The sequence below is a fragment of the Bradyrhizobium sp. SUTN9-2 genome, assembly GCF_003122645.1.
GTDB classification, from domain to species: Bacteria; Pseudomonadota; Alphaproteobacteria; order Rhizobiales; family Xanthobacteraceae; genus Bradyrhizobium; species Bradyrhizobium yuanmingense.
In genome coordinates this window covers 1,012,965-1,034,228 of sequence record NZ_LAXE01000001.1, presented here as the reverse complement: position 1 = coordinate 1,034,228, position 21,264 = coordinate 1,012,965, and the positions used below count along the sequence as shown (strand labels likewise).

The 21,264-nt window shown below is 64.7% G+C and carries 16 protein-coding genes and 1 tRNA gene; 14 read left to right on the top strand and 3 right to left on the bottom strand.

Features of this window, described 5'->3' with window-relative positions; all coding sequences use genetic code 11:
• Positions 1-87: 87 nt before the first annotated feature.
• Positions 88-927: an SDR family NAD(P)-dependent oxidoreductase gene (locus XF30_RS04860; protein WP_109142073.1), complete on the bottom strand. Its 840-nt coding sequence runs from the start codon at positions 925-927 to the stop codon at positions 88-90.
• A 179-nt stretch (positions 928-1,106) separates the two neighbouring features.
• Here XF30_RS04860 and XF30_RS04855 point away from each other — a divergent pair, with 179 nt between their 5' ends.
• The 14 genes from XF30_RS04855 (at position 1,107) to XF30_RS04790 (ending at position 19,999) form a co-directional block, all read left to right on the top strand.
• Positions 1,107-2,072, top strand: a complete 966-nt coding sequence (locus tag XF30_RS04855; RefSeq protein ID WP_109142072.1) for a sensor histidine kinase — start codon at positions 1,107-1,109, stop codon at positions 2,070-2,072.
• 432 nt (positions 2,073-2,504) lie between these two features.
• Entirely contained in the window at positions 2,505-4,241 is a 1,737-nt protein-coding gene (locus XF30_RS04850; RefSeq protein ID WP_192893384.1) for a putative bifunctional diguanylate cyclase/phosphodiesterase, read from the top strand.
• 271 nt (positions 4,242-4,512) lie between these two features.
• On the top strand, positions 4,513-5,955 hold the full coding sequence (locus tag XF30_RS04845) for a sigma-54 interaction domain-containing protein (protein ID WP_109142070.1): 1,443 nt from the start codon (positions 4,513-4,515) through the stop codon (positions 5,953-5,955).
• Positions 5,956-6,200: 245 nt separating this feature from the next.
• Positions 6,201-8,234: an acyl CoA:acetate/3-ketoacid CoA transferase gene (locus XF30_RS04840; protein WP_109142069.1), complete on the top strand. Its 2,034-nt coding sequence runs from the start codon at positions 6,201-6,203 to the stop codon at positions 8,232-8,234.
• A gap of 104 nt (positions 8,235-8,338) precedes the next feature.
• Positions 8,339-9,523: a substrate-binding domain-containing protein gene (locus XF30_RS04835; RefSeq protein WP_036002387.1), complete on the top strand. Its 1,185-nt coding sequence runs from the start codon at positions 8,339-8,341 to the stop codon at positions 9,521-9,523.
• 200 nt (positions 9,524-9,723) lie between these two features.
• On the top strand, positions 9,724-10,500 hold the full coding sequence (locus XF30_RS04830; RefSeq protein ID WP_036002389.1) for an ABC transporter ATP-binding protein: 777 nt from the start codon (positions 9,724-9,726) through the stop codon (positions 10,498-10,500).
• Positions 10,497-11,219 (top strand): ABC transporter ATP-binding protein, encoded by a 723-nt coding sequence (locus tag XF30_RS04825; RefSeq protein WP_109142068.1) that lies wholly within the window; start codon positions 10,497-10,499, stop codon positions 11,217-11,219. Before XF30_RS04830 ends, XF30_RS04825 begins: the two co-directional genes overlap by 4 nt.
• Positions 11,216-12,226: a branched-chain amino acid ABC transporter permease gene (locus XF30_RS04820; RefSeq protein ID WP_036002397.1), complete on the top strand. Its 1,011-nt coding sequence runs from the start codon at positions 11,216-11,218 to the stop codon at positions 12,224-12,226. Before XF30_RS04825 ends, XF30_RS04820 begins: the two co-directional genes overlap by 4 nt.
• On the top strand, positions 12,223-13,308 hold the full coding sequence (locus tag XF30_RS04815; protein ID WP_192893031.1) for a branched-chain amino acid ABC transporter permease: 1,086 nt from the start codon (positions 12,223-12,225) through the stop codon (positions 13,306-13,308). Before XF30_RS04820 ends, XF30_RS04815 begins: the two co-directional genes overlap by 4 nt.
• A gap of 176 nt (positions 13,309-13,484) precedes the next feature.
• Positions 13,485-16,595, top strand: a complete 3,111-nt coding sequence (locus XF30_RS04810; protein WP_192893030.1) for a bifunctional diguanylate cyclase/phosphodiesterase — start codon at positions 13,485-13,487, stop codon at positions 16,593-16,595.
• A complete protein-coding gene (locus XF30_RS04805) occupies positions 16,595-17,632 on the top strand; it encodes a sensor domain-containing diguanylate cyclase (RefSeq protein ID WP_109142065.1) in 1,038 nt (345 codons plus the stop codon). The genes XF30_RS04810 and XF30_RS04805 overlap by 1 nt, the downstream gene beginning before the upstream one ends.
• A 63-nt stretch (positions 17,633-17,695) precedes the next feature.
• A tRNA-Arg gene (locus XF30_RS04800) sits at positions 17,696-17,772 on the top strand.
• Between the two features lie 388 nt (positions 17,773-18,160).
• Entirely contained in the window at positions 18,161-18,994 is an 834-nt protein-coding gene (locus tag XF30_RS04795) for a helix-turn-helix domain-containing protein (RefSeq protein WP_109142064.1), read from the top strand.
• A gap of 129 nt (positions 18,995-19,123) precedes the next feature.
• Entirely contained in the window at positions 19,124-19,999 is an 876-nt protein-coding gene (locus XF30_RS04790) for an SDR family oxidoreductase (RefSeq protein WP_204524492.1), read from the top strand.
• 227 nt (positions 20,000-20,226) lie between these two features.
• Here the strand turns inward: XF30_RS04790 and XF30_RS04785 are convergent, their stop codons facing one another.
• Both XF30_RS04785 and XF30_RS04780 read right to left on the bottom strand, forming a co-directional pair.
• Positions 20,227-20,436, bottom strand: coding sequence for a hypothetical protein (locus tag XF30_RS04785; RefSeq protein ID WP_036002484.1), 210 nt, complete (start codon positions 20,434-20,436; stop codon positions 20,227-20,229).
• A 94-nt stretch (positions 20,437-20,530) separates the two neighbouring features.
• Positions 20,531-20,974: a TspO/MBR family protein gene (locus tag XF30_RS04780; protein WP_036024016.1), complete on the bottom strand. Its 444-nt coding sequence runs from the start codon at positions 20,972-20,974 to the stop codon at positions 20,531-20,533.
• Between the last annotated feature and the right edge of the window lie 290 nt (positions 20,975-21,264).

The following is a 21,264-nucleotide window of genomic DNA, read 5'->3' as shown; positions in this document are numbered from 1 at the left end:
ACGTTTCTCCGGGTGCAAACATCGATGGTGGGCACGGCGCGCGAAGGGCGCGCCTTTGCCTACCCTACGGCACCATCGCCGGAGCTGCTACGCCCCCTGATCGAACGCCTTGCGCAAGGCCACATAGCCCTGCTGCTGTTGACTCCAGTTGCGGCCGCCGGTCATGGCGCCGTCGACGACGAGGTCGTGGCCGTTGATGAAGCTGGATTCGTCGCTGGCCAGGAACACTGCGGCCTGGGCGATATCTTCAGGAAGACCCGCGCGGGGGATCGGCTGCGCGGTCTTGTAGACTTCGCGCATCACCGCCGGCGTCTTCTCGGCGGCATCGGTCGAGAGCCCCAGCGCCTTGCCGAAGATGCCGGTCGCGATCGCGCCGGGCGAGATCGAGTTGACGCGAACGTTGGATTCGCCGAGCTCCATCGCCACGCATTTGGTGAGATGGATCACCGCCGCCTTGGCCGCGCCATAGACCATCGACGACGAGAAGCCGGCGAGGCGGCCGGCAATGCTGCCATTGTTGATGATGCTGCCGCCGCCCTGCTTCTTCATGTAGGGCGCGGCGTGCTTCATGCCGAGCATGACGCTGCGCACCAGCGTCGCCATCGCCGCATCGAACCGCTCGACCTCGAGCCCTTCGATGCCGCCGGTCTGTGCCGGCCCGCCGGCATTGTTGAACAGGCAATCGATCCTGCCGAACTTGTCGACCGCGAGCGCGATCAGCGCCTGCATCTGCGCTTCGACGGTGACGTCGGTCTGACGGAAGATGCAGCTTTCCCCGAGCTGCTTCGCCAGCGCCTCGCCTTCCGGTACGCGCCGGCCTGCGATCACAATTTTGGCACCTTCGGCAACGAAGACTTCCGCAGTGCGCAATCCGATGCCGCTCGTCGCCCCCGTGATCACCGCAACCTTGTCGTCCAGCCTGCCCATGGAATGTTCCTGTTTTCGAGTGATTTGATGCCAAATGGCGAATGCCGGCCGCCGCCGTCGCCGCAGCGGTCACTATTCCTGCCCGCTTCCGACAAGGCAAGCTATGCTTGTATGGGCGGCATGCGTAACATCCTCACGGGCCGCTCGACCGTCGAACGCCTATCGCAACCAGGCAGTGCATGAGGAAGCTGATCGAGGAGTTCCGCAAGGGCTGGCAGGGTGCGGCGCCGCCCTCGCTCGCTCTGAGCATCGGCTTTGCGGTGGTCTGCCTGTTGGCTGCAACCCTGGTCCGCTGGGGCCTCGCTCAGGTTCGTCCCGACATCTATTTCACGCCGTACTTCCCGGCCGTCTTCTTTGCTGCGGCCCTGGGCGGATTCCGGATCGGCATCGTGACGGCGCTCGTCGGCGGCGTGCTCGGCGTCGCGCTGAATTTCGGCGATGCGTTTGCGGATCGCGCGCGGTTTGTCCTGTTGGCGCTTTACTGGACCGTGTGCGCGATCACCATCTGGGGTGTCGAGCACTATCGCACCATGCTGGCCGAGCAGCGCCGAATTTCCAAACGCCTGATCGAGGAAGAGGATTATCGCAAGCTGCTGGTGGAGGAGCTCCAGCATCGGCTGAAGAACAAGCTGTCGACGGTGCATGCCGTGGTGCACCAGGTGTTGCACGACCAGCCACAGGTCTGGGCCCGGGTCGATCCGCGGCTGCGCTCGCTGGCCGCAACCGATGATTTGATTTCGCGGATCGACAAGGCCGGCTGCGACATCCGCGACCTCCTGATCTCCGAGCTCGGGCCTTACGGCCATGTCCGCTTCACGCTCAACGGCGAGCGGCTGTTCCTGCCGCCCAAGCTCGCGGTCACGCTGTCATTGATGTTTCACGAGCTCGCCACCAATGCAGGCAAGTACGGCGCATTCTCCTCACCGCGCGGTCTGTTGCAGGTGTCATGGACCATCACCGACGACCGCCTGACGATCACCTGGGACGAAACCGAAGGACCGAGCGTGGACAAGGTGTCGGAGCCCGGCTTCGGCACCAAGCTCTTGAAGTCGGCGCTGTCGGCTTTCGACGGCAAAACTGAGATCTCGTATCTGAAAACCGGGCTGCATTGCATCATGCAGTGCCGAATTCCACGAAGCGAGTAGACGTCGCAACATGTAAGGTGTGCTTCTTGCTGCCCGCGCGGTGGCGCAATCGCGTGTGGCACTTGCGCGACCTGAGCAAGCGCCTCGTCCTTCGAGACGACCGCTTCGCGGTCTCCTCAGGATGAGGCTAAGCGGCATCGGTGCTCGGGTGATATCGCGCAGCGCACTCCGGCCCTCATCCTGAGGGCCCGCCCACGGCGGGCGTCTCGAAGGATGGCCGCAGGCGAAATCGCTCCCACGCGGATACTCCGCTGTTTCGCCGAGCGCGTTGACGCTCCGTTAATGACGATCGCCAGCGCGCGTCGGATCGTCGCAAGTTTTCTCCAAAACACCCCCGTATTTCTCCTGACCCCTTAACCAAACTTAAGAGGGAACCGCGGAAGATCGCGCCCATTGCAAAGGCGCGCTGAAACAACAAGATTCATGACTTCTATGAACGACAATCAATATTCCGGCGCGACTGAAGCCGAGCTCGGTTTTCTCAAGGAAATCGTTAGAATGCTGCCGGCCGGCCTCACCGTGCAGGACGCGCATGGCGAGTTGCTGCTGGTCAACGATGCCGCCGCCGCGCAGCTCGGCCTGGACGGCAGCCGTCCTTCACCCGATCTGACGCCGCGGCGCGAGGCCTGCCGCCAGGCCCTGAGCGACGGGCAGCCGGTCGTGACCGAGGAAGCGCTTCACGTCGGCGCCGCGCGAAAGGTGCTGCTCACGACCCATCGCCCCGTTCGTCTCGACGGACGCGAGCTGCTGATCTCGGCATCCTCCGACATCACCGAGCAGAAGAATTTCGAGGACCAGCTGTTCCGCTCGGCCTATTTCGACGAGCTGACCGGGCTGCCCTCGCGCCGCGTGATCGAGCACCGCGCCAATGCCCTGCTCGCGCACGACCGCAGCGGCGAACGTTTTGCGCTGGCCTTTCTCGACGTCGACAATTTTAAGCACATCAACGACTATTACGGCCACGCCGTGGGCGACGCGCTGCTGGTCGAGCTGGCGAAGCGGCTCGGACGGGACTTGCGCGATTCAGACATGCTCTCGCGCATCTCGGGCGACGAATTCCTGCTGCTGCTGTCACCGGTCCAGAGCCAGGAGGAAGTCGCCGAATTCATGCAATCGACGCTGGAGCGGCTGACCGCGCCGTTCTTCATCGACCATTCGGAAGTGTTCGCCTCGACCTCGGTCGGCATCAGCCTCTATCCCGACCACGGACGCAGCTTCGAAACGCTGCGGCAGAACGCGGACATCGCGATGTACCGCATCAAGAACAATGGCAAGGGACTGGCCGCCTTCTTCGATGCCAGCATGGAGCGCGAGGCGCAGGCGCGGATGAAGGTCGAGCAGTCGCTCCGGCTCGCCATCCTGGAAAAGCGCTTCTGCTGCGCCTTCCAGTCCAAGGTCGACATCCGCACCCAGGCCGTGAAGGGCATCGAGGCCCTGGTGCGCCTGCGCGACGACGAAGGCGTGATCCAGGCGCCCGGCTCGTTCATCAATCTTGCCGGCGAGCTCGGCCTGATCGACGAGCTGACCCATCTCGTGCTCGCCGAGATCGTCAAGTCGATCGACCTGATCAACGACACGTTCGGCCCGGAAGCGACCATCAGCATCAACGTTGCCGCCAAGCAGGCCGGCAATCCCGAATTCATGCGCAGCTTTGCGCAGGCGCTGGAGGAGACCGGCTTTCCGCAGCGGTTCATGATCGAGGTGACGGAAGATGCTTTCGTCGCCAAGAATCATTTTCAGGACGAGATCCTGCCGATGTTCCGCAAGCTCGGCGTCGGCGTCTCCATCGACGATTTCGGCACCGGCTATTCCTCGCTCTCGGCGCTGGCCGACATCACCGCCGACGAGATCAAGATCGACCGCTCCTTCATCACCGACATTCATAATCGTCCGCGCAGCCAGGGTATCCTGCGCGCGATCGAATCCTTGAGCGAGGCGCTCGGCATGACGGTGATCGCCGAAGGCCTCGAAACCTACGAGGAGCTGGCCTATCTGCAGGCGGCGACCAAGATCCGCTACGCGCAGGGCTATTATTTCTCCCGGCCGATCTTCCTGGAGGAGCTGAAGCTCGCAACGCCCTCCTCGAGCGAGGCGCGGGTCAGCGTGGCAAGCCGCCCGGCGCAACAGCACCGCCAGGGCTATTCGCGGGCGAGCGGGTACCGGCGGTAGGGGCGGCGCGACACATACCGCTGTCGTCCCGGGGCGCGAAGCGAGCCCGGGACCCATACCCGAAGAGAGCAATTTAGCGAAGACTCGGAGTGGGAGCGTCGCGCAGCACTGCGCCCTGTGGTTATGGGTCCCGGGCTCGCGCTTTGCGCGCCCCGGGACGACAGCGATTGCTGAGCTGGGTTCAGCGCCCATTCCTCCTTTGGCGCCATTTCCCCCTTTGAAATCGCTGGACTTTTGCTAATACACGGGGCGGACCTCCCCGAGGTATCTCATGCCTGCCGCCGCCTCCTCGATCAGCGATCCCGCCTATCTCCGCGCGCGCGCGATGGAGACGCTGTTCGAGCGGCTGGAGAAGCTCTGCGAGGGCGCGATTGCGATCGATCGCGGCGGGCGCGTCGTCTACGTCAACGAGAAATATCTTGCCGCGCTCGGTCTCGACCATGCCAGCGAGGCGATCGGCCGGTCGATCGAGGAGGTCATCCCGAACAGCCTGATGCGGAAGGTGGCCGAGACCGGCGAGCCGATCCTGCTCGACATCATGGAGCTCGGCGGCGAGCAACTCGTCGTCACCCGCATGCCGATCGAGGACGAGAACGGGACGGTGATCGGCGCGATCGGCTTCGTGCTCTATGATCATCTCGAAAGCCTGAAGCCCCTGCTCGCCCGCGTCGCCCAGCTCGAGAGCGATCTGCGGCTGGCGCGGCGGCAATTGTCCAACGCCCGCGCGGCGCGCTTCACCTTTGCCGATTTCGTCGGCACGACGCCGGCGATCGCGCGCGCCAAGGAGATCGCCAGCCGCGCCGCGCGGCAGAGCGTCACCGTCCTGCTCACCGGCGAAACCGGGACGGGCAAGGAGATGCTGGCACAGGCGATTCACAACGCCTCCTCGCGCGCCGACAAGCCGTTCGTCAGCGTCAACGTCGCCGCGATCCCCGAGACGCTGATCGAGTCGGAGTTCTTCGGCACTGCGCCGGGCGCCTATACCGGCGCCGACCGACGGGGACGCGAGGGCAAGTTCCGCATTGCCGACGGCGGCACGCTGTTCCTCGACGAGATCGGCGAGATGCCGCTGCAATTGCAGGCCAAGCTGCTGCGCGTGCTCCAGGAGCGCGAGATCGAGCCGCTCGGCTCGGACAAGATCACGAGGGTCGACGTCCGCGTCATCGCCGCGACCAATGTGGACCTGCGCAAGCGTGTCAGCGACGGCGCATTTCGCGCCGACCTCTACTACCGCCTCAACGTGCTTTCGGTCGATCTGCCGCCGCTGCGCCACTGCCTCGACGATCTCCCCGACATCTGCGCCCGGCTGCTCGACGACATCAGCGCGTCGGGCGATTACGTCAAGGCGAAGATCACGCCGAGCGCGCTCGCTGCGCTCGCCCGTTACGATTGGCCGGGCAATGTCCGCGAGCTCCGCAACATCCTCGAGCGCGCGCTCATCCTCAGCGATTCCGGGCGGCTGACCGGCGAGGATGTCGCCCGCATTCTCCCCATCGGCACCGAGGTCAGGCTCGCACCGGCCGAGCGCCCGGCCGGATTGGTGGTACCCTATGCCGAGGCCGAGGCCGAGTTCGAGAAGCAGACGCTCGAACAGGCGCTCGCCGCCAGCAACGGCCAGATCGCCGAGGCCGCCAGGATGCTGCGGATCTCGCGCGCGACCTTCTACAAGAAGCTCGCCAAGTTCGGCCTCGCCTCGGGATCGGCGCCCGTCTGAGTTTCGAGACACCGGACTGTCCGGAGTCTCGGATTCCGGACACCGCACCCGGCTGCTCTTCCGGGACAGATTGCAGGCAATTGCCGCAGATTTCAGCGGTTTTGCGCGACGTTGCGGGATCTGGCGCGGACCTTGCTCTCCGCTTTGCCGTCTTTCTTTCGCGAGGAGCAACCTGTTCCGGGGCAGCGCTTCGCGATAAGATCAAGCACAACAAGGCCTACGGTCCAGGGAGCGGGAGGAACGCCGTGAGCCATCATCCAGCTCTGCCTTACTTGCGCAATTCCGAGAAGGGCAAGGTCGTCTCGGCGAATGAAGCCGTCATGCTGATCCGCGACGGCGACACGGTGGCGACCGGCGGCTTCGTCGGCATCGGCTTTGCCGAGGAGATCGCCATCGCACTGGAGGAGCTCTATCTGTCCCATGAGGGCGATGCGCCCTATACGCAAGGCAAGCCGCGCAATCTGACGCTGGTCTATGCGGCCGGTCAGGGCGACGGCAAGCAGCGCGGCCTCAATCATTTCGGACATGAAGGCCTGGTGCGGCGCGTGATCGGCGGGCATTGGGGCCTTGCGCCGAAACTGCAGCAGCTCGCGATTGCGAATCAGATCGAGGCCTATAACCTGCCGCAGGGCGTCATCACGCACCTGTTCCGCGACATCGCCGCGCACCGGCCCGGCCACATCACCCGTGTCGGCATGGGCACCTTCGTCGACCCCCGGCACGGCGGCGGCAAGCTGAACGCACGCACCACCGAGGACCTGGTGGAGCTGATCACGCTGCGCGGCGAGGAGTGCCTGCTCTACAAGACCTTCCCGATCGATGTCGGGATCATCCGCGCCACCACCGGCGATCCCGACGGCAATCTCACCATGGAGAAGGAGGCCCTGACGCTGGAGGCGCTTGCCATCGCCATGGCGGCGCATAATTCCGGCGGCATCGTCATCGCCCAGGTCGAGCGCGTCGCCGAGGCCGGCAGCCTCAATCCGCGTCAAGTGAGGATTCCCGGTATCCTCGTCGACTGTGTCGTGGTGTCGAGGCCCGAGAACCACTGGCAGACTTTCGGCACGCAATACAATCCGGCCTTCTCGAGCGAGATCCGGGTCCGCGCCGCCTCGCTGCCGGTGATGCCGATCAGCGAGCGCAAGATCATCGCCCGGCGCGCGGCGCTGGAGCTGAAGGCCAACAGCGTCGTCAATCTCGGCATCGGCATGCCCGAGGGGATCGCCTCGGTCGCCAATGAAGAGCGGATCATCGACCTCATCACGCTGACGGCGGAGCCGGGCGTGATCGGCGGCATCCCGGCGAGCGGCATCGATTTCGGCGCGGCGATCAACACGCAGGCGGTGATCGACCAGCCCTACCAGTTCGACTTCTACGACGGCGGCGGTTTGGACGCCGCCTTCCTTGGGCTTGCCCAGGTCGATCGCGCCGGCAACCTCAATGTCAGCAAGTTCGGGCCGAAGCTCGCAGGCGCTGGCGGCTTCATCAACATCAGCCAGAACGCCAAGGAAGTGATCTTCGTCGGCACGTTCGGTGCGGGCAAGCAACGCATCGCGGTAAAGGACGGCAAGCTCGTCATCCTGGGCGAGGCCACGTCGCGCAAATTCGTCGAGAATGTCGAGCACGTCACCTTCAGCGGCCCGTTTGCCGCCGCGCGCAAGCAACGCACCCTTTACGTCACCGAGCGCTGCGTGTTCGAGCTCCGGGAGGGCGGGCTCGAGCTCGTCGAGGTCGCGCCCGGCATCGACGTCGAGCGCGACATCCTGCGCCTGATGGACTTCAAGCCGCTGATCCCGCGCGACCCCGCCCTGATGGACGCGCGCATCTTCGGCGACAGCCTGATGGATCTGCGCGAGCGCCTGCTCACCATCCCGCTCGACCAGCGCTTCACGCTGGACGAGCAGCAGAACCTGTTCTTCGTCAATCTCGAGCGCTATCCGCTGCGCAGCAAGGCGGAGATCGACACCATCGCCGCCATCGTCGAGGCCCGCCTGGCGCCGCTCGGACGCCGCGTCTACGCCATCGTCAATTATGACAATTTTTTTATCCTGCCGGAACTGATGGACGATTATTCGGCCATGGTGCGCAGCCTCGTCGACCGCTTCTATTCCGGCGTGTCGCGCTACACCACGTCGGGTTTCCTGCGCATCAAGCTAGGCGAAGCCCTGGAGAAGCGCGGCGTCGCGCCGCACATCTTCGAGAGCGCGGAGGAAGCGCAGTCGGACTGGCGCCAGGTCGAGGCCGGCGCGGCGCGCAGTGCGAGCCAGGCTCAAAAATGATGCATGCTCTCGCGCCGGCGCACGCCGCCGGAAGGATCAATTGCAATGTTCGTGACGTTGTGCAAATCGCTGTTGGCAGAAACTTTACATCAGGAGGGACCATCGTGCGTCGATCACTCATCATAACAACAACCATCCTCGCGCTCGGCGCGGGCACCTCCGCGCTCGCCGACGATCTCAAGATCGCGCTGATCTACGGCAAGACCGGTCCGCTCGAGGCCTACGCCAAGCAGACCGAGACCGGCCTGAAGATGGGATTCGAATACGCCACCAAGGGCAGCATGACGCTCGACGGCCGCAAGATCGTCATCATCACCAAGGACGACCAGGGCAAGCCGGACCTCGCCAAGGCCGCGCTCTCGGAGGCCTATCAGGATGACAAGGTCGATATCGCGATCGGCACGACCTCGTCGGCCGCGGCGCTCGCCATTCTTCCCGTCGCCGAGGAGAACAAGAAGATCCTGATCGTCGAGCCCGCGGTCGCGGACCAGATTACCGGCGAGAAATGGAATCGCTACATCTTCCGCACGGCGCGCAACTCCTCGCAGGACGCGATCTCCAACGCGGTCGCGATCGGCAAGCAGGGCGTCACCGTGGCGACGCTGGCGCAGGACTACGCCTTCGGCCGCGACGGCGTCGCCGCGTTCAAGGAGGCGCTCGCCAAGACCGGCGCGACGCTCGCGGCGGAAGAATATGCCCCGACCTCGACCACCGACTTCACCGCGGTCGGCCAGCGCCTGTTCGACGCGCTGAAGGACAAGCCGGGCCGCAAGGTGATCTGGGTGATCTGGGCCGGCGCCGGCAATCCGCTGGCCAAGCTCCAGGACATGGACCCGAAGCGCTACGGCATCGAGCTCTCCACCGGCGGCAACATCCTGCCGGCGCTCGCCGCCTATAAGGGTCTGCCCGGCATGGAAGGCGCGACCTACTACTTCTATGAGATCCCGAAGAACCCGGTGAACGACTGGCTCGTCGCCGAGCATCAGAAGCGCTTCAACGCGCCGCCGGACTTCTTCACCGCGGGCGGCTTTGCGGCTGCGATGTCCGTCGTCGCCGCCGTCACCAAGGCGAAGTCGACCGACACCGAGAAGCTGATCAGCGCGATGGAGGGCCTGGAGTTCGACACGCCCAAGGGCAAGATGGTGTTCCGGAAAGAGGACCATCAGGCGCTGCAGAGCATGTATCACTTCAAGGTCAAGGTCGATCCGAACGTCGCCTGGGCCGTGCTCGAGCCGGTGCGCGAGCTGAAGATCGAGGACATGAACGTTCCGATCAAGAACAAGCGGTGAGCTTTCTTGCTTCACCTCTCCCGCTCTTGTCCGCCGAAGCCTTGGCGAAGGCGGATGCGGAGAGGCCGGGAGAGGACTCCTTCCTCTTGGGGGTTCTCGCCTGCGGAGACAGTCCTCTCCCCGACCCTCCCCCGCAAGCGGGGGAGGGAGCGCAGCGTGACCTGCGGATCTATCTCGTTTCATCATTTGCCAGACTCTCCATGCCGCTCACCCTCGAAACCCGCGACCTCACCATCCGCTTCGGCGGCCATGTCGCGGTCAACAATGTCTCCTGCACGTTTCGCCCGGGCGAGCTCACCGCCATCGTCGGGCCGAACGGCGCCGGCAAGACCACCTATTTCAATCTGATCTCGGGCCAGCTGCGGGCATCCGGCGGCAGCATCGTGTTCGACGGCGCCGACATCACCGAGCATTCCGCACCAATGCGCACCCGTGCGGGTCTCGGACGTGCTTTCCAGCTCACCAATCTCTTCCCGAACCTCTCAGTGGAAGAGAATGTCCGCCTCGCAGTGCAGGCGGCAGCGGGCACGCATTACGACATGCTGCGGCCCTGGATGGTGCGCCGCGACCTGATCGCGCGCGCCGACGCCATCCTCGACCAGGTCGCGCTCGGCAATCGCCGCGGCGTCACTGCGACCGCGCTGTCGCATGGCGACCAGCGCAAGCTCGAGGTAGCGCTGATGATCGCGCTCGAGCCAAAAGTCTTCATGTTCGACGAACCGACCGCCGGCATGAGCATCGACGAGGTGCCGATCGTCCTGAACCTGATCGCGCAGCTCAAGCAGGACAGGAGCAAGATCATCCTCTTGGTCGAGCACAAGATGGACGTGGTGCGCTCGCTCGCCGACCGCATCATCGTGCTGCATAACGGTCAGCTGGTGGCGGACGGCGCACCCGCCGAGGTGATCGCCTCGCCGATCGTGCAGGAAGCCTATCTCGGCATCGCGCCCAAGAACGCTGCAGGGAGCGCAGCATGAGCGATCTCCTCAAGCTTTCCGGCGTGCACACCCATATCGGGCGCTATCACATCCTCCAGGGCATCGATCTCACGGTGCCGGAAGGACAGGTCACGATGCTGCTCGGCCGCAACGGCGCCGGCAAGACCACGACGCTGCGCACCATCATGGGGCTGTGGCAGGCCTCGAAAGGCGAGATCACCCTGGCAGGCCAGCGCATCGAGAGCCTTGCGACGCCCGACATCGCGCGGCTCGGCGTCGGCTACGTGCCGGAGAGCATGGCCGTGTTCTCCGATCTCACGGTGAAGGAGAACCTGGTGCTGGCGGCGCGCGACGCGCCGCTCGACGACAAGCAGCTGGATTGGATCTTCGGCTTCTTCCCGGCGCTGCGCCGCTTCTGGCTGTCGCGCGCGGGAAGCCTGTCGGGCGGGCAGAAGCAGATGCTGTCGATCGCCCGCGCGATCGTCGAGCCGCGCAAGCTGCTCCTGATCGACGAGCCGACCAAGGGCCTCGCGCCCGCCATCGTGATGGCGCTGATCGAGTGCCTGAAGGAGATCAAGCGCAAGGGCGCCACGATCCTGATGGTCGAGCAGAATTTCTTTGCCGCCCGCGAGCTCGGCGACAACGTGCTGGTGATGGACAACGGCACCATCGTTCATCGCGGCGAGATGGCGGCACTCGCCGCCGACGTGCCGCTGCAGGAGCGGCTGCTCGGCCTGAGCCTGGAGGCGCATCAGTGACAGACCTTGCCGCAACCGATCCGCTGCCGAAGCCGAAACGCGATCTCGCGCCGATCCTGCTGCCGCTCGCGCTCGCGCTGCTGATGATCCCGCTGATCGGATCGACCTCGTCCTGGCTGACGCTGACCGTCGCGAGCCTCGCCATGGGCATGATGATCTTCATCATGGCCTCAGGGCTAACGCTGGTGTTCGGCCTGATGGACGTGCTCAATTTCGGCCACGGCGCCTTCATCGCCGTCGGCGCCTATGTCGCGACCCTGGTGCTGGCGCCGTTCGCGGCGTCCATCCAGGCCGATTCGCTCTGGATGAACCTCGCGGTGCTGGGGCCAGCCGCGCTGCTCTCAATGGCGGTGTCGGGTGCGCTCGGCCTCGTCGTCGAGCGCGTGCTCATCCTTCCCGTCTACGGCCAGCACCTGAAGCAGATCCTGATGACCACCGGCGGCCTGATCGTCGCCGAGCAGACGCTCTATGCGCTGTGGGGGCCGCAGATCATCCCGATGCCGCTGCCGGCCTCGCTCCGCGGCTCCTTCATCATCGGCGACGTCGCGATCGCCAAGTACCGCGTGCTGGCGATGCTGATCGGGCTTTCCGTCTTCATCGCGATCCAGCTCGTGCTCAACCGCACCAAGCTCGGCCTCCTGATCCGCGCCGGCGTCGAGAACCGCGAGATGGTGGAGGCGCTCGGCTACCGCATCCGCCGCCTGTTCCTCGGCGTGTTCATGACCGGATCGGCGCTGGCCGGCCTCGGCGGCGTGATGTGGGCGCTTTACCGCGAGCAGGTGCACGCCTCCATGAGTGACGACCTCACCGTCCTGATCTTCATCGTCGTCATCATCGGCGGGTTGGGATCGATCGGCGGCTGCTTCATCGGCGCCATCCTCGTCGCCATGGTCGCCAATTACGGCGGCTTCCTGGTGCCGAAGCTCGCCCTCGTCTCCAACATCCTGCTGATGGTCGCCATTCTGATGTGGCGGCCGCGCGGCCTCTATGCGGTGACCAGCCGATGATGATCCTTTCAGGCGATCCGCCGCGCAGCCGCGTCCTGACGCTCGTTCTCGTCGTCATCATCCTGGCGCTGGCGGCAACGCCATTCCTGTTCCCGGGCGCCAAGGCACTGAACGTCGCGGCCAAGATCTGCATCTTCGCAGCCCTCGTCGCCTCCTACGATCTCCTGCTCGGCTATACCGGCTCGGTGTCGTTCGCCCACACCATGTTCTACGGCATCGGCAGCTACGCGATCGCGATCGCGCTGTACGGCATGGGTCCGAACTGGGCCGCGGTCGCCACCGGCATCGTCGCCGGCCTGCCGCTCGCAGCCCTGCTTGCGCTCGCCATCGGGCTGTTCTCGCTGCGGGTCGCGGCGATCTTCTTCGCCATGATCACGCTCGCGGTCGCCTCGGCCTTCCAGGTGCTGGCCTCGCAGCTGTCCTGGCTGACCGGTGGTGAGGACGGGCGCAGCTTCCAGCTGCCGGAGCTGCTGCGCCCCGGCACGGTGCTGATCTCCAAGAACCTGTTCGGCTTCGAGATCAACGGCCGCATCCTGACCTTCTACCTGGTGTTCGCGATCTCGGCCCTGATGATCCTCGCGCTGCTGCGCGTCGTGAACTCGCCGTTCGGGCGCGTGCTGCAGGCGATCCGCGAGAACCGCTTTCGCGCCGAGGCGCTCGGCTTCCGCACCGTGTTCCACCTGACCTACGCCAACTGCCTCGCCGCCCTCGTCGCGGCCAGCGCCGGCATCCTGAATGCGCTGTGGCTGCGCTATGCCGGTCCCGACACCTCGCTGAGCTTCTCCATCATGCTGGACATCCTGCTGATGGTGGTGATCGGCGGCATGGGCACGATCTACGGCGCGATCATCGGCGCCACCATCTTCATCCTCGCCCAGAACTATCTGCAGTCGCTGATGGGCGTCGCCTCCAAGGCGGCGGGCGAAGCCGGGCTGCCGTTGCTGCCGGGGTTGTTGCATCCCGACCGCTGGCTGCTGTGGCTCGGGCTGCTATTCATCGCCAGCGTCTATTTCTTCCCGACCGGCGTGGTCGGACGGCTGCGCCATGGCGGCGGCAAGAAGCCCGCAGGACCCGGGCATTAACCGATGATTCACGATGCGGCGCCGCGATTGCAGCGCGCGCGACAGAAGCGCCGCGTGCGATGGGCGCAGCGCTAGGATGGATGCGATCACACGAGCCGGATTAATGCTTAGGTAACTGGCTTTCCTAAGGTTTGCGCCATTTGTGCGGTGTATTCGTGGTCCTCCAGCGAGGGGGAATGCGCCAGGTCTTTGCCAAGGTAGCAGCCGGAATGTCTCTAGCCGCGAGGAACGGCTGGGAGGCCTTGGCGCGCCGCGGTCCTGTCCTGTGGCTGACCTTGTGCGGCGTATTTCTGGTCGCGGGCATTTTCATCGTCACGGCCATGGCGGTCGGCGAATTCCGCGAGCGGACCCTCGCCAACCGCGAGCGTGAGCTCGAAAACACGGTGAAGCTGATCGCGCGGCATTTCGATCAGCAATTCGAGGATTCCGACGTCGTCGCCGCCGACCTGATCGGACAGATGAACCTGCCGGAGATCACCTCGCCTGCGATGTTCCGCGAGCGCCTGTCCGGGCCTGCCGCCAACCAGATGCTGCGCAGCAAGATGAGCTCCGTGTCGTATCTCGGCGACATCGCGATCTACGATGCCGAGGGCGAGCTGATCAACTGGTCGCGGGCCCAGCCGCTGCCCAAGATCAACGTCTCCTCGCGCGGCTATTTCAAGACATTCAAGCTGAATCCGCAGTCCGAGCCGGTGCTTCTGGAATCGGTCCGCAGCTTCATCATCAACAAATGGACCACGATCGTCGCACGCCGCTTGAACGGCGCGGACGGCACCTTCCTCGGCGCGATGGTGCGGCGGATCAATCCAGACAGCTACCAGCACTATTTCGCCTCCGTCGCCCTCGGCGAGGGTACGGCCATCTCCCTGTTCGACCGCGAAGGCAAGATGCTGGCGCGTCATCCGCATCGCGAAGAGCTGATCGGGCGGAACTTCAGGGATGCGCCACTGATGCAGAAGGTGCTGGCGCAAGGTGGTCATCAGAGCCACCGCGGCAACAGCCCGATCGACGGCGAGGAGCGGCTCGGTTCGGCCGCCTCGCTGAAGCACTTTCCGCTGGTCATCATCGCCACCAACACCACAGCGGCCGCGCTCGCGGACTGGCGCCACCAGACCGGCTTCCTGGTGGCGACCGCTGCCCTCTCGGCCGCCACCATCGCGCTGATCCTCTATCTGATCATCCGCCAGATCAACCGGCAGAACCGCGAAGCCCAGCAGCGCATCGAAGCGGAGCGGCTGCGGCTCGACACCGCCCTCAACAACATGTCGCAAGGGCTGATCCTGTACGACGCGGGCGGCACCATCGTCACCTGCAACCGCCGCTACGCCGACATGTTCGGCCTGTCCCACGACGTCATCAAGCCCGGCTGCCACATCCGCGAGGCGATGTATCATCGCAAGGAGCGCGGCGCATTCGATGGCGATGTCGAAGCGTTTTGCGCCGACGTCATGAGGGTCGTCGCCGAAGGCACGGTCTCGACGAGAACGCATCAGCTGGCCAACGGCCGCGCCTTCCAGGTCATCAACACGCCGCTCGCGCAGGGCGGCTGGGTCGCCACGATCGAGGACATCACCGAGCAGCGCAATCTGGAGCAGGAGCGCGACCGCAACTACACCTTCCTGCGCGAGATCATCGACCATATCCCGTCACGGATCACCGTGAAGGATGCCCGCACGCGGCGCTACCTGCTGGCCAACCAGGTGGCCGAGCAACAACTCGGCGAAACCAGCAAGACGATCGTCGGCAAGACCGCGTTCGATCTCTATCCGGCAGAAACCGCCGGGATCATCACCCGGGACGACGACAAGCTGCTGCAATCGCCGGACGGGCTGTTCCTGGACGAGCACGTGTGGACCACGCCAAGCATCGGACGGCGCTACATCACGTCCACCCGGATCGGAATCCGCGACAGGTCGGGCGAGCCGCGCTACATCATCAATGTCGTCGAGGACGTCACGGAGCGGCGGCGCGATCACGAGAAGATCGCGCATATGGCGCATTACGACGCGCTGACCGACCTGCCGAACCGGGCCCTGTTCCGCGAGCAGATCGAATGCGAGCTGGAGAAGATCGCCGAAGGCGGCCAGTTTGCGCTGCTCTACATCGACGTCGACGAGTTCAAGGGCATCAACGATTCGCTCGGTCATCACGTCGGCGACGAGCTGTTGAAGGCGATAGGCGGCCGTCTGCGCGGCTGTCTCAAGCAAGGCGATTTGATCGCGCGGCTCGGGGGCGACGAATTCGCCGTGATCCAGACCGACATCGGGTCTTCCGCCGACGTGCTGTCCTTCGTGAAGCGGATCTACCAGGCGATCCGGCAGCCTTATCATTGCCTCGGCCATCAGCTCTCCACCGATGCCAGCATCGGCATCGCGCTGGCGCCCCAGGACGGCGCCGATCTCGATCAGCTGGTCAAGAACGCCGACCTCGCGATGTACGGGGCCAAGGCCGAGGGGCGGCGCACCCACCGCTTCTTCGAGCCCGCAATGGATGCCTGCGCCAAGGCACGCCTCAGCATGGAGCAGGATTTACGCCAGGCCCTCGTCAACGGCGGCTTCGAGATTCACTATCAGCCGCTGGTCGACCTGCGCTCGGGTGAAGTCTCCGGCTGCGAGGCGCTGCTGCGCTGGCGCCATCCCCAGCGCGGCATGGTGTCGCCGGCGGAGTTCATTCCGGTCGCCGAGGACACCGGCCTCATCACCGAGCTCGGCGACTGGGTGCTGCGCACCGCCTGCAGTGAGGCCGCGACCTGGCCGGCGCATGTGCGCCTCGCGGTCAACGTCTCGCCCGTGCAGCTCAAATGCGACACGCTGGCGCTGCGAATCGCGGGCGCGCTCGCCGCCTCCGGCCTCGACCCGCGCCGGCTCGAGCTCGAGATCACCGAGGCCGTGCTGATCCGCGACGACGAGGCGGCGCTCTCGATCCTGCACCAGTTGCGGTCAATCGGCGTGCGCATCGCGCTCGACGATTTCGGCACCGGCTATTCCTCGCTGAGCTATCTGAAGCGCTTCCCGTTCGACAAGATCAAGATCGACCGCTGCTTCGTCGTCGACATCGCCGAGGCGAGCGGCTCGCCCATCATCGTGCAGGCGGTAGTGAACATCGCGGCCGCCAGCAGCATGACCACGGTCGCCGAGGGCGTCGAGACCGAGGCGCAGCGCGACATGCTGCGCGCGCTCGGCTGCACGCAGATGCAGGGCTATCTGTTCAGTGCACCGAAGCCGGCCAGCGAGGTACGCAAGCTGTTCGGTCCCTCCGATGGCTTGCCCGTGGCTGCGGTGGCCTGATGCCGAAGTCGCGCAAGGCGCTCGATGTCGCCGATTCCTACGCCGTCCGGCTGATGCAGCACCTCGTGGTGCCGACCTTCGTGATTGACCCGAAGCGCCGCGTCGTGATCTGGAACAGAGCCTGCGAGCGGCTGACCGGCGTCGGGGCCGCCGAAGTGATCGGCACCAGCAAGCACTGGCAGGCATTCTACGAGACGAAGCGCCCCTGCCTTGCCGACCTCGTCGCGCTCGACCGGCCCGAGCAGTTGCCGGAGTATTATTCGGAATATGCCGCGCGCGGCCACAACGGGCTCGGCTTCTCAGCGGAGAACTGGTGCGTGATGCCCAAACTCGGCAGCCAGCTCTATCTCGCCATCGACGCCGGCCCGATCCACGACGAGGCCGGCAACCTGATCGCGGTGGTGGAGACTCTGCGCGACCTCACCGACCAGAAGCGCGCCGAGATGGCGCTGAAGGAGCTCGCGACCAAGGACGGGCTCACTGGCCTCGCGAACCGCCGCGCCTTCGACCAGATGCTGCTCGGCGAATGGGCCCGCGCCCAACGCACGCAGAAACCGCTGGCCCTGCTGTTCGTCGACGTCGACCATTTCAAGCTGTTCAACGACCAGCACGGCCACCAGAGCGGCGACGAGTGCCTGCGCGCGGTGGCTGACGTCGTCAGCCGGCATGCGGTGCGCCCGCTCGACCTCGCCAGCCGCTATGGCGGCGAGGAGTTTGCGCTGATCCTCCCCGAGATGGATTGCGACAGCGCCTGCATGGTGGCCGAGGCGATCCGCTGCGCCGTGATGGCCTTGGCGATCGCCCATGGCGCGATCGGCGCCGGCGACCACGTTACCCTCAGCGTCGGCGTCGCAAGCCATATTCCCGGCGGTGCCGACGGCGGCCCCGACCGGCTGCTCGGCGCGGCCGACGAGGCGCTCTATGTCGCCAAACGCCTCGGCCGCAACCGCGTCATCTGCGCCGAACGGGTTTTGGCCGAATTCGCCGCCCTCGGCGGCAAGCCGGTTCCGGACCCGGTCAAGCGCAAATCGGCCTGAAGCGCGCTTCCATCGAGAAGCGGTTGCCCGCCCCGCGCCAATCGGCTAAATGAACCTCGACTAGCACCCGTAGCTCAGCTGGATAGAGCGTTGCCCTCCGAAGGCAAAGGTCACACGTTCGAATCGTGTCGGGTGCGCCATTTTGTGATTTGCGCGATATTGTCACCGATTGACGCGCAGCTCCCTCGATGCGGCGCGCTACCTCAATTAGCCCTACCTCAACTAGCTCTCGGCAGGCGGCTTCATCTGGCCGGTCGCTTCATCAATCTCCCTGATGGCCTGTATCGCGAAGCACACCCCAGATCAGGATAGAGTGACCAAGCGCGAAGCAGCGGAATGTCGCTCGCGCTACCGAACCGCCCCACATTCACCAGAGCCTTTTCGATCACGTCTTCGATGCAACGGCCTCGGCTCGCGTGAGCCAGTTCTGCCCGCCGGAGCCTCTCTCCCGGAGCGACGAATGTTACCGATTGGCGGCGAGATACCGGGCTTGGCGCGACGTACACCGTCCCCCAAATCTCACGTCGGATGTTCAATCGCATCGACATAGCCCGGTTCACATGGGGGAGCGTGCGCGTTGCGCACCTCCGTCTGCCGCCCGCGGCGGACGCAGGTGATGCATCGCTCGCGCTGCCTGGAGCGATCGCGGTGGGGTTTAACGGCCAGAAGAACGCCGCTGTAATGCTGGCGAATGGACGCACGGTCGCTCGCGATGCGCCTGCCGGAACAATCGGTCTGACCGGCGGAGAACCGGTCAAATGGGTGCGAACAACTTCGCCCGCTGAAGTGGTAGAAATTTCAGCGGATGGCTCGCTGCGGAAGCAAATTGCCGAGGAACTTGGTGCTGAGGGCCATGCCGATCTTGCCGATATTCATGGCTGGGAGAACTTTCACGCATGGGCGATCGTTGACCGTTTCCGCGCAGCCGCGCGCGGGAGGCATCATTTGAACGACGTCGAACGCGATTCATTGGTGCGGACCCTCTACGCGATTGTCTTGTGCGGAAAATTCGGAGGGCGGGCGATCGAGCGCTCAAAAGGCTCGCTGGATACTCGGCGCCTGCGCAGAGTGCTGGATTTTGTAGAAGCACACACCGCCACGGATCTGACGCTCGCGCGGCTGGCCGAAGTTGCGGCACTAAGTCCGTTTCACTTTGCCAGGGCGTTCAAGGCCGCCACCGGATCTGCGCCGCATCAATATGTGTCGAGCCGCCGCCTAGAGCACGCGCGCCAACGCCTTCGGAACACGCCCGATAGCGTTGAAGCGATCGCCGCCGACCTCGGCTATTCGAACATCAATCATTTTCGTCGTCAGTTCCGTGCCCGGACAGGTCTGTTGCCGTCTGATATCCGCGCGCGCTGAAGCAAAAGACAGCAAGAATCGACCTGCCGCGCAGCGGCCTCATGCCTCTAGGTTCGCGTGACCGGAGAGCCAAGCCGTTTTTGTGAACGACGGCCTGCTGACATGCTGAAGCGGAGGCGCAGGATAACCATGACTCAAAACGAAAACATTTGGCTATCGCGTCGTTCGATGACACTTGGCATCACCGCGGCGGCGGCTACGGCGGCTGCAGTCGGTCGAACAGACGCCCAAACGAATCAGTCGGGAGACCCAACCCGTGTTCTCGCGGGAAAAGTCGCGCTGATCACCGGAGGGCCGCGCAATCTCGGCCGCGCATATGCAGCAGGACTCGCAGCGGACGGTGCGAGCATCATGATCCACTATCATGACGTGGGCGATCGAGCTGATGCCGAGACTGCAGCGCACCTTGTCCGCGCACAGGGTGCTCGTGCCGCCACTATCGAAGGCGAACTCCACGACATGCCGACGCACTCGCGCCTCGTGGAGGCGACGCTGCGCGAATTCGGTCGCATCGACATACTGATCAACAACGCCGGTCGCATGGTCAAGAAGCCGGTGGCCGAAATCAGCGAGGCCGAATACGACGACGTGTTCGGAGTGAACGCCAAGGCGAGCTTTTTCATAATGAAGGAGGTGAGCCGTCATCTTCCGGACGGTGGGCGAATCATTAATGCATGCTCGTCGCTGATCGACGGCTACCTTCCCAACTATGCGTTATATCAGGGATCGAAAGCAGCTCTCGAACAGTTCACGCGCTCCATGGCGCGCGAACTCGGGGCTCGCGGTGTCACGGTCAATGCCGTTGCGCCCGGCCCAATAGATACACCCTTCTATCGGGCGCCCGAGGACGCGGCCGCCATCGCCTACGCGACGCGTCTTTCTGTAGCGGGGCGCCTCGGCGCGGTCTCCGACGTCGTTCCGCTGATTCGGTTCCTTGCGTCGCCAGCATCGCATTGGGTCACGGGCCAGACTGTCTACATTAACGGCGGCTACACCGGGCGATAAACTACTCGAAAGCGACGCACGAAAGATCTTTCGATCTCATCATTGGCGGCATTGCGTAAGATTTGTCCGGGCGTTCGATATTCCCCGGGGCACAATCCGGAGCTGCTCGCGATGATGACCCCGGCGCTGGGCAGCGCACTGGACGAGAGCTCCGCGCGCAGGAAGCAGCGCCTCTCACCCACTGACCCGCAGCACCCGAACCGTGAAGACGAGCACGAGGCCGGCCCTCACGTCAGCATCGCGATGATCGCCTGGAGCTGGTCGGACGCTGCCGTCACCAATCCATCGTATGACGTGTGGCCGTGTGCGGCGGCCTTCAGGATGCATTCGGCGACGGCCGCTTTCAGGCCGAACACCGATTGATGGGCCGGCACACTCGCCATCACGGTCTCCAGCGCTTGACGCATGGTGTGAATGAGCTCGGAGCTGTATTGCATGGGCTGTCCTCCGCGGGCTCATATTGGGTCGCGTGCCCATGCTTGCCACTCACAAGCCTGAGATTGTTTTTTGAATCGGTCGAGACCCAGCGCCTCAATTCAAGCGCCAGATCGCCGCATTGAGCACACCGGCGAACGCGACCCAGGCTGCGTAGGGCACGAACAATCCGGCGGCGAGTCTGTCGCGTGACAGCTCGAGACCGATGTAGGTCACGATCGCGATGAACAGGCCGACGAGAATGACGAGCGCGGCGCCGATCTGGTGCATCGTGAACATGACCGGAGACCAAATGAAGTTGAGCGCCATTTGCGCCGCCCAGGCCAGCATCGCCTTGCCCCTGGGCTCACGGCGAAAGGTCCGCCATCCCGCAACAGCGATCAGAACGTAAAGGATGGTCCAGGCGATCGGGAACGCCCAGTTCGGCGGGACGAAGCTCGGCTTGGCAAGGCCGGCATACCATTCACCGGGGGGATTGGTCGCTCCGATCAACCAGCCGGTGCCGACGACGCCCGCCACGAAGACCAACAACTGAAGCATCCGTCACCTCGCCCTTCTCATCATCCGATTGTAACATCCTTCCATGAGCCAATCCGACTCGATGCCTGGCGCAGCCGCGGCCGTGCGACGAGAAGCGATGCGCTGAGCGCCATGGCAAAGTCCTGCGTCTTCTCGCAGCAGCGTCGGATGGGTTGCCGGCGTTGACGGAGACGGCCTGACCGGGGCGAGCCCGATTGGGGGAGAATTCGGCCCGTCCTGCGGTTGAGGAACGCATGCGGGCGCGCTAAAGGCAAGCGGGCGCGCGCGGATCCGCAGTCGGACGAACCGCC